Source organism: Dictyobacter aurantiacus, from assembly GCF_003967515.1.
In the GTDB taxonomy this organism is placed as follows: Bacteria; Chloroflexota; Ktedonobacteria; order Ktedonobacterales; family Ktedonobacteraceae; genus Dictyobacter; species Dictyobacter aurantiacus.
This window is the reverse complement of record NZ_BIFQ01000001.1, coordinates 1,479,600-1,494,116: the sequence shown is the minus strand read 5'-3', so window position 1 is coordinate 1,494,116 and position 14,517 is coordinate 1,479,600. Positions and strand designations below refer to the sequence as shown.

Annotated in this window: 10 protein-coding genes and 2 tRNA genes; 7 read left to right on the top strand and 5 right to left on the bottom strand. The window is 54.8% G+C overall.

The features are described 5' to 3' along the window. Positions 1-276: 276 nt before the first annotated feature. Positions 277-1,809 carry a serine/threonine protein kinase gene (locus KTT_RS06060; RefSeq protein WP_126595125.1) on the top strand — a complete coding sequence of 511 codons (1,533 nt, stop codon included), beginning with the start codon at positions 277-279 and terminating at the stop codon, positions 1,807-1,809. Positions 1,810-1,889: 80 nt separating this feature from the next. Here KTT_RS06060 and KTT_RS06055 read toward each other — a convergent pair. Together KTT_RS06055 and KTT_RS06050 are read right to left on the bottom strand one after the other, a co-directional pair. Further along, a tRNA-Leu gene (locus KTT_RS06055) sits at positions 1,890-1,976 on the bottom strand. Between the two features lie 211 nt (positions 1,977-2,187). Then, positions 2,188-2,274 (bottom strand) — tRNA-Leu (locus tag KTT_RS06050). A gap of 266 nt (positions 2,275-2,540) precedes the next feature. Here KTT_RS06050 and KTT_RS06045 point away from each other — a divergent pair. The 3 genes from KTT_RS06045 to KTT_RS06035 all read left to right on the top strand — a co-directional run bounded on the left by KTT_RS06045 (position 2,541) and on the right by KTT_RS06035 (position 5,786). Beyond that, a complete protein-coding gene (locus KTT_RS06045) occupies positions 2,541-4,025 on the top strand; it encodes a Ppx/GppA phosphatase family protein (protein WP_126595124.1) in 1,485 nt (494 codons plus the stop codon). Further along, the gene (locus KTT_RS37380; protein WP_126595123.1) at positions 4,012-4,599 is read left to right on the top strand and encodes a CHAD domain-containing protein; all 588 of its coding nucleotides are present in this window, start codon (positions 4,012-4,014) and stop codon (positions 4,597-4,599) included. Before KTT_RS06045 ends, KTT_RS37380 begins: the two co-directional genes overlap by 14 nt. Before the next feature lie 545 nt (positions 4,600-5,144). Then, complete coding sequence (locus KTT_RS06035; protein ID WP_160145676.1) at positions 5,145-5,786, top strand: HD domain-containing protein; 642 nt, start codon at positions 5,145-5,147, stop codon at positions 5,784-5,786. Between the two features lie 38 nt (positions 5,787-5,824). On the opposite strand, the gene KTT_RS06030 is transcribed toward KTT_RS06035, so the two are convergent. The 3 genes from KTT_RS06030 to secD form a co-directional block, all read right to left on the bottom strand. Beyond that, positions 5,825-6,730: a VOC family protein gene (locus KTT_RS06030; RefSeq protein ID WP_126595121.1), complete on the bottom strand. Its 906-nt coding sequence runs from the start codon at positions 6,728-6,730 to the stop codon at positions 5,825-5,827. Positions 6,731-6,833: 103 nt separating this feature from the next. Further along, positions 6,834-8,198: a protein translocase subunit SecF gene (gene secF, locus KTT_RS06025; protein ID WP_126595120.1), complete on the bottom strand. Its 1,365-nt coding sequence runs from the start codon at positions 8,196-8,198 to the stop codon at positions 6,834-6,836. A gap of 11 nt (positions 8,199-8,209) precedes the next feature. Continuing rightward, positions 8,210-9,604 (bottom strand): protein translocase subunit SecD, encoded by a 1,395-nt coding sequence (secD, locus tag KTT_RS06020; protein ID WP_126595119.1) that lies wholly within the window; start codon positions 9,602-9,604, stop codon positions 8,210-8,212. Between the two features lie 304 nt (positions 9,605-9,908). Between secD and KTT_RS06015 the strand changes: the two genes are divergently transcribed. From KTT_RS06015 to KTT_RS06005, 3 genes are all read left to right on the top strand, one after another. Beyond that, the gene (locus tag KTT_RS06015) at positions 9,909-10,475 is read left to right on the top strand and encodes an RNA polymerase sigma factor (RefSeq protein ID WP_126595118.1); all 567 of its coding nucleotides are present in this window, start codon (positions 9,909-9,911) and stop codon (positions 10,473-10,475) included. Positions 10,476-10,979: 504 nt separating this feature from the next. After that, positions 10,980-11,669 carry an ABC transporter ATP-binding protein gene (locus KTT_RS06010; protein ID WP_371864895.1) on the top strand — a complete coding sequence of 230 codons (690 nt, stop codon included), beginning with the start codon at positions 10,980-10,982 and terminating at the stop codon, positions 11,667-11,669. Then, entirely contained in the window at positions 11,669-14,407 is a 2,739-nt protein-coding gene (locus KTT_RS06005; RefSeq protein ID WP_126595116.1) for an ABC transporter permease, read from the top strand. Before KTT_RS06010 ends, KTT_RS06005 begins: the two co-directional genes overlap by 1 nt. The last annotated feature ends 110 nt before the right edge of the window (positions 14,408-14,517 follow it).

The window sequence follows — 14,517 nt, the reverse complement described above, 5'->3', positions numbered from 1 at the left end:
ACGGATCTTTTTTTATGCTCAATTTTACGGGGTTATTGTTTCTCATTTATTTCTCTTCAGACATTTGAGTCATTATAGTATATCGATCTACTTTACGTCAGTAAGAATGTGTCTTGATCTCATGCTCATCGCCTGCATGCTTTTTCGCACCTGCGTTACACCACCTACTAAAAAACGGTGCGCCGCACAGCGGACGCCCGTGCGGGGGCGCTTACGTACACCAGAAAGACGAAAGAAAGACACATTCTAACACCTTAGCCAGGGGGGCGGTGCGCCGTGAAAGTGAATGATGATCTTGTTGGAACAGTCCTGGGAAATTATACGCTTGAAAAGATGATAGGCCATAGCCAGTTCAGCACTATGTACCTGGCCAGGCAGTTCCATCCCGGACGTCTGGTTGCGGTCAAGGTTGTACAGGCACAGGTACCCCGGCGGGATGATTTTTTTCTGCGTTTTCGACGCGAAGTAACGAATATTGCTCGCCTGGATCATCCTCACATTCTCCCCTTGCTAGATTACGAAGAACATGATCAGCTGGCGTACATGGTGATGCCCTATATTGGCAGCGGAAACCTGGAGCAGGTATTAAAACGTGAGGGCAAGCTGGCGCCGCAGCAGATTCTGGCCTATCTCTTGCAGATCGCATCTGCGCTAGACTATGCGCATTCCCTGCATGCCATTCACGGAGATTTGAGGCCGACGAATGTTCTGATTAACGCCGAGGGCCGGCTGATGCTGACCGATTTTGCCCTGGCTCACCTGTTCGAAAGTAGGGCGGATGTCGATATGGAGGCCGCGCTCTATATGTCCCCGGAAATGGTGCGCGGCGAGCCGCTTACCCATTACTCAGATATCTATCAACTGGGGATCCTGCTCTTTCAAATGCTATCCGGTCACCTGCCCTTTAAAGGGGAGAGCACATACGCCCTGATGCGCCAGCATCTGCGGGAGACGATTCCTTCGGTGGCCGCGCTTACCCCTGATCTGCCGTTGACGTTGGATCGGGTGCTGCAGAAAGCGACCGCTAGATATCCCTCTGAGCGCTATAAATCGGTGGGTGAACTGGCTCAGGCTTTTGCGGGAGCTATTGCTATGATGGACAGACCGCGACAATCACTGGCACATCACCTTCATTTTCCTGTGTCCCATGTAGCCAGTGACGAACCGGACAACATGGAGTTTGTTGTTGCACCAGTATCTCCCCACCTCGTGGCGCCCCCTTCGCGAGGACAGCTTCAATCAGTCCGTGCGACCAGTGACGAAGCTCCACGAACCGCCGATTTTGGTTTTTCATATACCCATGAACAGGTTATGCCATTGCCCTCGACCATCGCACGTAAGCCAGACCTGGTTAGATACTTTGTCTTAAAATGCCTGCCGCTATTTGCTATGGTTGGCATTGTTACACTGGCTTTACTGCATATCCTGGGAGCCTTCGCGACCTCTTCTATACCACCATCTGAACAGGCTCGCCTGGTTGTGAGCCTGTATTACGATGACCTCAATCAACACAACTATCACGCGGCCTATGCCCTGTGCAGTCCAGATTTTCAGCGGCACACAAGCTATGAGCGCTTCATCAGCAGCTATCAATCTCTGGCGCACAATGATATATCATTCAAGCAGTTTATTGTGCGTTCACCCTCGGAGGTAGATATGCTAATGCAGCTTCAGACGCAGGAGAAAGTTCCACAGGGGACACTCATGCATCATTATCGCTGGTCCGGTGTAATCGATCGGCAACCAGATGGTTCCTGGAAGATAGAGCAGATTACCCTCACTATTGCTCCATCCCCTGATTATATCTAAGCATGCCGCCTTCGGATATGCCTGCTGGGGCAGATAAAACAAAACCGCCTCCCCTTGATCATTCAAGGGGAGGCGGATGCTGGTGCCGAAGGGGGGACTCGAACCCCCATGCCCTTGCGAGCACAACGCCCTGAACGTTGCGTGTCTACCAATTTCACCACTTCGGCTTGTCCCGTTCAGGATGGGTATATCATACAGGATTCCGATCGGCTTGTCAACGAGATATTTCGGGTATTTAAGTAGTTTTTGTCCCTATTTTTTATAATGTCCTGCATATGCTCTATATATGGCCTCATCCTGGCCTGACGCGCCTATTCTGCGCAGAATCCAGGCAAAACAAAACCGCCTCCCCTTGATCACTCAAGAGGAGGCGGGTGCTGGTGCCGAAGGGGGGACTCGAACCCCCATGCCCTTGCGAGCACAACGCCCTGAACGTTGCGTGTCTACCAATTTCACCACTTCGGCTTGTCTCGTTCAGGATGCGTTCATGATACAGGATCTGGCCGCTTCTGTCAATAGGTTTAGAGGCGCGATTTCCAGATTTGAGGCTGGAATTTTTATTTTTGATCAGCCGTTCATTCATATCTCAAAATTCATGTTATAATAACACTAGTGTCCCCGAAGGAATAAATCTGAGGTATGTTGCACTTGATACTATTGCTAAACATACCCTTGTTGATCTTCATGTTTTTTAGAACTGCGCATCGAAGAAATAGAATTTGGAGTAGTACATGCCTGAGCAAACCGCATCCGTGTGCACGGCTATCGACATTGGTAGTAATACCTTGCGTATGGTGGTTGCTCGTTGTTCCGCTACAGACTTTGAGATTCTGGCCGCGGATGAGGCTGTGGTGCGCATTGGCGAAAGCGTTAACGCCACGGGCGCGATCTCACCAGAGAAACAAGAACTTGCGGTTTCTACCCTTAAAAAGTTTCAAGGGATCGCTAAAGAATGTGAGTCACAGACAACGCTGGCCATTGCCACGGAAGCTATTCGCAAGGCTAGCAATCGTGCGGATTTCCTGGAGGCTATCCAGCGGGAAACCGGCATCGAGGTCCATTGCATCGGCGGTGATGTCGAGGCGACGCTTACCTTCTATGGAGCGGCCTATGCCGTGAATAAGCTGCCGCAGCCACCTGATCAGTTCGGGGTGATGGATATGGGCGGTGGTAGTACCGAGCTGGTCCTGGCGAAAGACGCGCGCATCACCTGGCATACGTCGCTACCAATCGGCTCTGGCTGGCTGCACGATCGATATCTACAATCTGATCCACCAACGATGGCCGATCAAACGACGGCCAGAACGTTTCTGCGTACATACCTGGCCGGGTTAAACATCAAGTCTTTCCCATCCGTCCTCTTTGTGACTGGTGGGAGCGCGAACACCCTGTTGTTGCTCTCGCAGCGAGCGTTTAAGCTGGATGAAAGCGTGGATGTGCTGACGTATGAAGATCTACTGCGCTGTGAGGGTCTGTTGTGGGCCCTGCCAGCGGAAGAGGTAGCCAGTCGCTACGATCTGGATGTGCAGCGGGCTCGCATCATTACCGCCGGAGCGTTGATCCTGGTGGCGATCTTCGAAGTCTTCCACTTGAAAGAGATCCACATCAGCACTTTTGGCATTCGAGAAGGGCTGGCCATGGCTTACTGCCGCGAGGGTGAGCAGTGGTTGCAGCGCGCGCAACAGCAGGCCGAGGCATCCGAACAGTCCTCCCAACAGCTGATTACCGATAATGAGTTCATGGACTCCACAATTACCTACCATGATGACTTTATCTCCACCGGTCGGCGCCTGTTTCAGGAGCGTGCGCAAACCATGCTGGACTGGCGCGACGACGTTCTGCGCCACGATGATATAGAGGCGGTCCATAAAATGCGCGTGGCCTCGCGCCGTCTGCGTGCCGTCATGGATGCTTATCAGTCGATCTGTGACCCCAAAAAGTTTAAAGCCGTCTATCGCCAGGTCAAAGAGCTCGCCGATACCCTGGGTCTGGCCCGTGATACAGATGTGATGATTGAAAATCTGCGTAAGCAGTCCGAGAACACCTCGCTGGCGGAGCAACAGGGGGCCGAGTGGCTTATGGAACAATTGAGCGCTTATCGCCAGGAGCATCAGCGCCAGATAGAACAATACTTACAACCGTTGAACGATAAGGCGTTTCTACGTCGAGTGATGGCATGTCTGCCAGAAGAGGAGGTGACCAATGGCAAAGGCTAGTGTGGTAACCGATCTGGATCGGCATGCTTCAACCGGCAAGAATGCGCGAGCCATAGCCAGGGTGCGGCTGACCGAGATGTTTGGCTGGGAAACATATGTAGATGATCCTTACGCGGTCAAGAACCTGCACAATCTACGCATTGCCGCCAAACGTCTACGCTATACCCTGGAAATTTTTGAGGAGACATTCCCCGATGAATGTGCCTCGATCATCAAGGAAGTAGAACAGATCCAGGAAGAACTGGGTTCATTACACGATGACGATGTTATAATTGCCTTGTTAAGGCTGAGCCTGGGTGCACAGGATAGTGGCGCGGCTTATGAGCAGGCACTACTGGCCGCTAGCAGCCAGGATCAACAAAAGGCTCCGGCGGTTAATCCAGCATTGGTGAAGCATCTGTTACAACCTTCCCGGCCCCTTGGTGCCGAGCAGCGTGAAGGCCTGGAACTGTTGCTGCGCAACCTGCAGCAACGACGCGAGCGCCAGTACACAGCGTTTTACCAGCACTGGTATCAGCTCAAGCAGCAGAACTTCCAGCGCAAAGTGCTCAACATGCTTGCCGACAACGAATAAAATCCTGCTGGGCCATGTGGCTGCCGAGCGGCAACCCCGAGCAGGTTTGCCGCGTTGGTGGAATATATACGTGGGGGAAGGGGTCGCTGCGCGACAAAGCCGGGGCAAGCCCGGCACCTACGGGGCGCTTCTTCTCTTGTTTGTGGAATGAGAACGGGGTTGTCTGGCGGCTCCAAAGCCGGGGCAAGCCCGGCACCTACGGGGCGTTTCTTTTCTTGTTCGTGGAATGAGCGGGGATGCAAGGGGTGGCAACCCCTTGACTGGGGGTGTGGGGGCTGTGCCCCCACCTCCTCCTCTCCTCTCTCCGTGCCGCCGCAGGCGGCTCCACAGTAGCTGCGCCCCATGCGGGCGCTTAAGCCAGGACAGCCTACAACCTATATTTTTACAAACCCTTTTCCCTCGGTGAGGGAAATTTTGAAGTTTATCTATTTGTATTATCTATTTCGTGTAATGAAAGAAACAGGGATATGAGGCTTGGGTGGCGATATTTCTCATCGACCATATGGATGCCTGGATGTATACTGTGTCCTTGGAGGTACAAGCGCATGATGATGCAAGATTCGATTAAAGAGTTAGATGGAGGCAGAAAAGATGAACCGACGGCGGAAGAGCTGCAGTTGAGCGGTGGCTTGCTGGTCGAAGATTGGCCCCACGCTCGTCAGGTAATGCGTCTCTCCATCCAGTTATTTGAGGCTACCCGTCCTTTGCACGGGTACGGCCAACGTGGATTGCGTTTATTAGAGCGGGCGGCTTTCCTGCATAATACGGGAATGATGGTGGAGGCACGTCGCCATCATAAGCATTCGTATCGCTTGATCAAGGAGACGCCCCTGCCCGACTTTTCGGATAAGCAGCGCCATGAGATCGCCTGTATTGCTCGCTATCATCGCAGGGCCCTGCCAAGCACGGATCATGAGGAATACGCGGCCCTCTCTCCCAATGCGCGCAAACGTGTCTCTACGCTTTCCGCCCTGCTGCGTATCGCGGATGCCCTCGATTACGATCATGATGGCCGTGTGCTCAACGTGGCTGCTGATCCAGCGCACTGCGATGATAAGCGTTGGACCCTGCGCCTGTGGGTACGTCCGCTGGCCGATTTAGACCTTGAATTAGAACATGCCCAGGAGAAGGCTGACCTGTTTGAAAAGGTCTTTGATCGCAAGCTGCACTTCGTTACCCACGATTAGCCACGAAGTGACAGCTATGCTTATTTGATAGGTGTATGTTAATACACTTTTTCTTCGCTTAACACGATCAGTGCGCCATTGGCCTGGTTTGGATGTATCCATAATGTCGGCTGCCCGTCTTCCAGCACGGTATAGCTTACCTTATGAGCATCCAGGTAGTGCCTGACAACGCGCAGGTCTACGACCGCCAGTGTGATGCGATAAAGGCTTTCCCCCAATTGATGGAGATGTGTTGAGAGCAAGGCGTCCTGTGGCAACGACGCACCGGACGCTGATGATGGTTCCGCGAGCTCCAGGCTCTGTGTTCCCGCCCCCAATGCGAACGTGACAACTCTGGCTCCCCACGGCTCATGGTTGCGCGCCTCCGAAGGCTGCAGGCCATAGATATGTTGAAAGCGCTGACTGGCCTCCGTTAGATTCTCAACCGCCAGGGTGGCGCTGACAACGCGCTGTACGCCCAGTGGATGAGCTGGTGGTGTCTGGCCCCCTGCCAGGCGTCTGCGCCGCTCCTCACCGCTGCTGTCGTGCTGGATGATGAATGGATAGTGTTGTGTTAGATCTGGTCGCTCAACATCGGTGCGCAGCCAGCCACGCGAAACGCCGTCCGCGCTCTTCAGCGATCCCTGATTGGGTCCAATAACGGATACGCCGCGCTGAAACATGGCCTGGCTATCCGCCTTGATATCATCGGAAGCCAGCACGCAGTTCAGATAGCCATCCCCTTGCTTCAGCCGATCGAGCATACTCTGCTGCGCCTCCTCAGGCGCCCGTACCGCGATCAACTCCAGGTAGGTATCCCCAATCACGATGATGCGATTGGCCGTGCCGCCGCTGGGATGGTTGCCGCCGGCGCTGCTGACCAGTCCCAGGTGCTGGTTAAAGGTCTGGTCCGCCTGTGGCAGATCGTGCACGCCGATAATGATATGATCAAGTGCTGTTAACATACTCCATCCTTCTCTACATAAAAAAAGAGCCGTTTGACTTCATTGTCCATCGTAAGGATCAATGCTGTCAAACGGCTCTCTGGCCTATCTAGGTGAGAGGAGGTTAGCTACGGGTCTCCGCCAGCTCACGCACCTCGCGGTCGCGCTTGCGGGCGTATGGTTTCTCGTCGCGCTTGCCTTGCAGGTACTTCATACCCAGCTCGCCCTTCTCCCAGATGACCAGCATCATGCTGGCATTGAAGATGGAGGAGTAGGTACCGCTGAAGATACCGATCAGCAGGGCCAGGGTAAAGGTATGGATGTCGGTGCCGATACCGGTGAAGAGCGTCAGCGTCAACAGGGTAAAGAGCACGGTCAACGAGGTGTTCAATGAGCGGGCCAGGGTCTGGACCAGGCTGGCATTGACGACCTCCTCGAAGGTCTCGACGGTGCGGCGCTGCATGTTCTCACGCACGCGGTCAAACACCACGATGGTGTCGTGGACCGAGAAACCAATTACAGTTAGCAGGGCGGTGATGAACAATGAGTCGATCTGCATGCCGAAGAACTTGCCCAGGATCGAGAAGATACCCAGTACGACCAGGGCGTCGTGCAGCAAGGCCACGATGGCGCAGACGCCATAGCGCAGCGCTTTCGGCACCTTGCGGAACGAGAACCAGACGTACAACAGGATCAGGAGCGAAGCTGCTATCACGGCCAGGATAGCCATCGTGACCGTACGCCCGGCGACCGAAGGGCCGACCTGTGCGTTGCTCTGGACCATGAAGTAGGGGCCACCATGCTGCAGGAAGGCGCTCTGGATGGCGGCTGGTGTCACGCTGGAAACCGGGGAAATTGAGGTCTTGGTCAGGATATTGATGGTCTGGGCGCTATCACCGGTCTGCACATCCGCGATCTTCACAGGAGTGGTTGTGGCGCTCCCATTCTGCGTGTTGGTCGCGGTTGGGGTACTCTTGGCGCTCGCGGTTGGGGTTGCCGTGGGTGTGGCGCTGCCAACGGTGGGCGTACTGCTGGTCGTCGATAGATTACTCAGAGCCGCCTTGATATCATCGGCTTTGGGGGTGCTGGTAAACTTGGTTACGGTTACCAGGGTATAGGGCTTACTACCAGACATTGTTGCCGTATCATAACCCAGAGCCTGATTGTATTTCTTGTCCAGTGTTTTCTGGACGTTATCGGTAACAGACTTGTCGACCTGGCCATCAAAGCGGATCCAGGCGGCGTTGGTCGCGCCTTTGGTATCTTTACCCAGGACGATCTGCTCACTCTCCAGCTTGAAGGGAGCGAGTAGATTTCTGACCGTATCGGCATCCGCAATGGTATGTTGGGGCCGTAGCGTAATGTTGGTGCCACCCGCGAAATCGATACCCACATTCAGACCGAAGATGAGCAGCGAGATCGTTCCCGGGATGATCACGATCAGCGAGATTAGCAGAAACAGTTTGCGATATTTGACTAGGTTTAACACTGCAGCCTCCTCTACACCGTGCTATTGCGCCGAGCCGCAACTTTTACGCTGGGCCGTACATCGGCAGGTAATCCGAACAGTGCAGGGTGATTGATGACGCCAGTTGGCACAAGCAGGTTCAAGAACGTGCGAGTGACGACCACGGCGGTAAACATACTAATGACAACGCCCAGGAACAGGGTGGTGGCGAAACCAACGATGATGGTGGCGCCAAAGTTGCTACCAAAGGCGTACAGGACCGCGCAGGTGATCATTGTCGAGATGTTTGAGTCGCGGATCGAAGGCCAGGCGCGCTTCCAGCCGATCTCGATGGCCGAGGCCAGCAGGCGGCCAGCGCGTAGCTCTTCCTTCACGCGTTCAAAGATCAGCACGTTGGCGTCTACCGCCATACCAATTGACAGAATGAAACCGGCGATACCGGCCAGGGACATGGTGACGCCGATCATCTTAAAGATGGCGAAGGTGATAACGGCGTAGAGTACCAGGGCGACGTCGGCCAGGAAGCCGGGCAGACGATAGTAGAGCAGCATAAACAGGGCGACGATGCTCAGGCCGATGATGCCGGCCAGAATGCTGTGGGTAATAGTCTCGGCACCCAGGGTACCGCTGATCTGCTCTGAACTGGTCTGCTGCAGGGCCACAGGCAGCGCGCCGACCTTCAGGATATTGACGGTCTGTTGCGCTTCGGTCTGGGTGAATTTACCCTGGATGGTACCAGGACCGGTGATGGCGCTATTGATCACAGGCGACGTTACGACCTGGCGGTCCAGTGTCACGGTCAGATAGTGGCCGACGTTGTTGGCGGTGAAGGTACCAAAGCGTGTCGAGGCACCGTTGTTCTTCATCTGGAAGTTGATCAGGAAGGCATTGGTCTGCGGATCCTGACCTACGCTCAGGCTATTGGGGTCCAGATCATTACCGGTGAACAATGGCTTGCCGCCGGGATTGTACTGGGTATACTGGCTGGGATCAAATGGTGCTCCCTGCTGCAGTCCACCGCTGGTGCCGGTGTCCCAGAACTCCAGCTTACCAGTTTTCAGCAGCGTATTGAGCGCATCCTGCTGGTTACCACTAAAATTAGGCAGCTCGACTACAATGCTGGAGGCGCCGGCGCCCTCTTGCAGGCGCACGCTGGGCTCTTTAACGCCAAGACCACTATTGACACGGGTCTCGATCAACTGGCGTGTGACCTCCATATTGTCGTGGTTGATGTTAGCCTGGCCTGGCTTGGGCTCAAGCTGGACACGCACACCACCCTGCAGGTCCAGGCCGAGTACTGTCGTGAACGGATTGTTGACGCCGTAAAGGGGCTTACCACTGTCGACATGGGGCCAGAAGACGACAAATGATGCGCCCGCGGCTAACAGAATAATTAAGAAGAGGAGTAGTAATGTTCCTCGCCGCATAAATAAAATCCTCTCAACTGGGTTAGTTCGAAATCTTGGCTAGGAGCGCCCTGGCAGCGCCCCCATTTTCTTCCCATCAGGCGCATCAATTAGAGCGTTTCTGGGTAGGAACACGGTATGCGCCACACTATTTTTGTGCAGTATAGCATAGTTGACCACTGTTGCATATCCTGTTCATTTATTTATACCTGCATATGATGGCTTTTTGGACAGGTTTTGTGGACATTAGCGAACCTTTAAGGCGCGTGTGTCGTAGTCACTATGTATGTGAACTCTATTTGTATTATACAGAAGAAAGAGTATTGTGGAAGCGCTACGTGATGAGCAACTGATGTCGGATGCGCTGGCAGGCGATCAGGGTGCCCTTAATATACTGATCAAGCGGCACTATGGGCCGCTGCTCGGCTATCTCTATCGCCTCGTTCACGGCGACCGACAACTTGCTGAAGACGCCGTACAAGAAACATTTTTACGCATGTTGCAACGCGGTGGATATCAGACCGGCCACCCCTTTAAGCCATGGCTCTATACTATAGCTACAAACATTATACGCGATTATTTTAAGTCTGCGCAGGTCAAACACGGGGCGGATGCCACGGATGAGATTCTACTCACAGTGTATGATCCGGCTCCAGGACCCGAAGATGCCGCACTTTCTGATGAGCAGGGGCAAATTATTTCTCTTGCTCTGGACACCATAGCAGAAGAGTACCGGAGTACTATATCATTACGTTTCTATGCTGGCCCGGGTTGGAAAGAGATCGCGCAGGTACTTGCCGGCAACCATCCACGCAAGCTGTCCGCTCCTAAAGCTTCAACGTCCCATGGTAGCCATAGTTTTTATATTGGTACATCGCGTACGCATCCATAACATTTAAGTTGGTACAGCGCGTGCGCGGATAGCGCACGCGCTGTACCAACTTAAAAAACCAGCGCGGCCGCGTAGCGGACGCGAGTGCGGGGGCTATCACGTGCCCCCAGGGCGACAAAAGTAAGACACACAATCACACCGATATAGAACCTAAAACTACCCTGCTTCGTATCTCTGTAAGAAAGGCATCAGTCGCGTGAGGGTGAAGATTTTTCTGGCCAGCATGCCAGGGGCAGAAATCTATTCTTCTCACGTGATACGTGCTATGCTACGCAGTGGTACTCAGAGTTGACTACCCCCGAAACAAGTGCATGCTCCCTGACCCGAATCTGTGGGCTCTAGTGTCACTTGTATAGAAAAGATATATCGTCTTTATTCATATTGCTTTATTATATACATTTGAATATGGTTATAAAAGGAGCGGATGCTTCCATGGACGAAATAGTGACGCAGCATGCAACGGATGCTACCAAAGCAGCCGTTTCCGAGCCACCTAAAGTTGTGATGGATGTGCGGGACATTAAGAAAAGTCTCCCTCTGGGGCGCGAACGCATAGATATCCTTAAAGGCATTAGTTTTCAGATTCTGAGCGGTGAGTTTGTCTCAATCGTTGGTCCTTCTGGCTCGGGTAAGAGTACCCTGCTGGGCATTATTGCTGGTCTGGATAATCCGAGCAGTGGACAGGTGCTGGTGGATGGCATCGATATCGCCCGCATGAGCGAGGGGAAGCTGGCGGCGGTACGCAATCAGAAGATCGGGATGGTCTTTCAGGCCTTTAATCTGATTCCTACCCTGACGGCGCAGGAGAATGTCGAGGTGCCGCTGTACGTGGGCAAGCATAAAGGATCGCCCTCCGCTCGCGCCAGGGAACTGCTGGAACTGGTAGGACTCTCCCATCGCCTGGGCCATCGTCCCAGCCAGCTTTCAGGTGGTGAGCAGCAGCGCGTCGCCATCGCCCGTGCCCTCTCGACCGATCCCGCTATCGTGATCGCCGATGAGCCGACCGGCAACCTGGATGCGCGCAACGGCGAGAACGTCCTGAAGCTGATCGCTGATCTGCGCGCGAAGACGGGTAAGACCTTTATCATCGCCACCCACGATCCAACGGTGGCTGGCCACGCCGATCACGCGATCCGCATCGTGGATGGATTGATCGGGGATCTGGATACCACCGGCGGGAGAATCACCCAATAATGAAAGCCTCGATGTACTTCAACTATACCTCGCGCTCCCTCTTTCGCGGTGGACAGCGTACACTGCTGGCTATCTTCTGCGTGGCCGTGGGCGTGATGGCGATCGTGGCGCTGCAGTTGGTCGGCATCATGATCAACAATGCCTTCACCGGCAATGTGCGCGACGCCAATGGAGGCGATATCGCTATTCGCTCGCAGCAGCCTTTCAGCCAGAACGATCTGAAGCATTTCGACAGCTGGAAAAAGGATGGCTCGATCACCGATTATACGCCGGTGATTACCTCGCTGGGTTCCGCGGGCGCTCAGGCTTCGAAGCGCCAGACGTTTAGCATTCGCGTCGTTGATCCTGCGCACTATCCGGCCGCGACCGTCACGCCGCCCACCTTTACCAGTCCCGCCCATGGCAGTCTGGATAGCCTGTTAAAGAATAACGGCGTGGTGGTGACGCAGCCCTTCATCGATCAATTTAAAGGTAAGCTGGGTGATAAGCTGGACATCACCGTGGGTGGCGGCAGCCGAGGACAGGCCGGACGCGTGATCCACGCGAAGATCGTGGGAATCGCCTCCGAGACCGGGGTGCTGGCCCAGTCGGGCAGCGTGGTCCTGGTCTCGCAGAGCGATTATACCGCTGCCGCCCCTAAATCTCCTGTGACCTACGATACCGTCGATGTGACGGCCGAGCAGTCCAAGATTGACCCCGCCGTCAAGAAGATTCAGCAGCAGTTCCCGATCGCGACCACGCAGACGGCGGCCGATGTACTGAAGCAGCAGCAGACGATCATCGATAATATTCGTAAGTTTCTGGAGATCGCCGGACTACTGGCTCTGCTGATCGGTGGTGTCGGTATCGTCAATACCATGCAGGTCTTGCTCTCTCGTCGGCGTACCGAGATCGCCATGCTCAAAACGACTGGCTATCGCCGTCTGGACCTCTATCTGTTATTTGGATTGGAGGCGGCCCTGCTGGGTCTGGTTGGCGGATTGCTGGGAGCCGCTGCGGCCACCGGCATCAGCTACCTGGTGCGCAACTTTGTCGAGCAGAACTTTGGTCTGAATGTGCCTTTTGTGCTGGACTGGTTTACAATCATCGGGGGCGTGGTGATCGGCGTATCGACCTCCCTCATCTTTGGCCTGTTGCCGATCGTACAGGCCGCCAATATTCGTCCCCTGAACGTGATTCGTGAAATGCCCGAGGGGCGCGGCGTGGGTAGCAAGGCTCTGACCGTCATTCTGCTACTCGTGCTCTCAGTTCTGTTCTGCATCCTTTCAATCGTGATCCTCAACGGCGATGTGCGCCTGGGAGCGATCTCGGTCTATGGCATCTTCATCTTCCTGGGTCTGCTCAGCCTGGTCTTGAGCCTGATGATCGTGCTGGTTAGCCGCCTGCCGGTGCCGGAGCGCTTCAGCTTCTGGCAGATCCTGCTGGTGCTGGCTGTGGGTGCCATCGCCTACGGACTCTATCGCGTCGCGCCACCCTATGGCCTGATATTCATGGGCTTCGCGCTGCTCGGCTTCCTGATCATGTTCGTCCCGCGCACCCTGAAGGCTTCGACCAAGATGGCTCTGCGCAACCTTGGTCGCCAGCGGGCGCGCACTACCACCACCATGGTCGCCCTGTTCGTGGGCATCTTCACTATCGGCCTGATCCTGGCACTGGGACAGAATCTGCGCACGCAGGTCAACGAGGTGATCGCCCATACGCTGAACTATAACGTCTATGCCATTACTTCAAACGATGATACCCAGAAGCTCAATGGAGTTCTGCCGCGCTTGAACGGACTGAGCACATATCAGGAGCATACGCTGGCCTCGACGGTTCCGGCGACCATCAATGGCAAGCCGTTCGCCTCGTTTGTCACTGGTTCCAGTGGAACGCAGGCGCGTCGCCAGCTGCTCTCGCTCACCAATGGCGTCGAGGGGTACAACGTCGGCAACAATCAGCTGCCCTCGCTCAACTTTATCGATATTACGACGGGACGCAACCTGAGCCTCAATGACGCGGGTACCAATAACGTGCTGGTTCGCTCGTCACTCTCCCGCTTAAACGGCGTAAAGCTTAAGGTTGGCGACAAGATTACCCTGGTCGGGGTTGACCAGGTCAGCACTAAGACCGTTACCGTGGTAGGCTTCTACGATCAGAAGACGCTGGGTGCCAACTTCGAGCCGATCCTGGGCACCACCGACACGGTCAAAGCCCTGACCCCATCCGGATTTGATCAAACCGTCTTCTACATGAAGATCGATCCCAACAAGCTGAATAGCGCGGTCGACCTGATCGGGCAGACGGTCCCCAAGGCCTTCTTGCTCAACCTGGCCAGCCTGACCGATTTTATCAACCAGCTGCTCAACGATATTCTGCTGACCCTGACCACGATCGCCTCGCTGACATTGCTGGCGGGCATCATCATCATCGCCAATGCCGTGGCTCTGGCCATGCTGGAGCGGAGGCGCGAACTGGGCATCCTCAAATCGGTCGGCTATACCAGCCGCACTATCCTGGGCGAGGTCATGCTAGAAAATGGTCTCGTTGGTGGCATGGGTGCCCTGGTCGCTATGGTCCTGGCCTCCCTTATCACCTGGATGCTCGGCAAATTTGCCTTTAACGCCACCTTCGTCGTCGACACTACCATCGTGCTGGCGCTCGTCCTGGGTTCCGTGGTCCTCTCGATGTTCATCGCCGTCTGCGTCGCCTGGAGCGCCGTACGCGTGCGCCCCCTGGAGGTCCTGCGCTACGAATAAACGCAAGGGAAGCGCCCCCCACGGGCGCTTCCCTCCCAGATAAACATCGTAGGTGCGCCCCTTGCGGGCGCTTCCTCCTCGGCCCAAGGAAATGTACATAAGATGGTAAC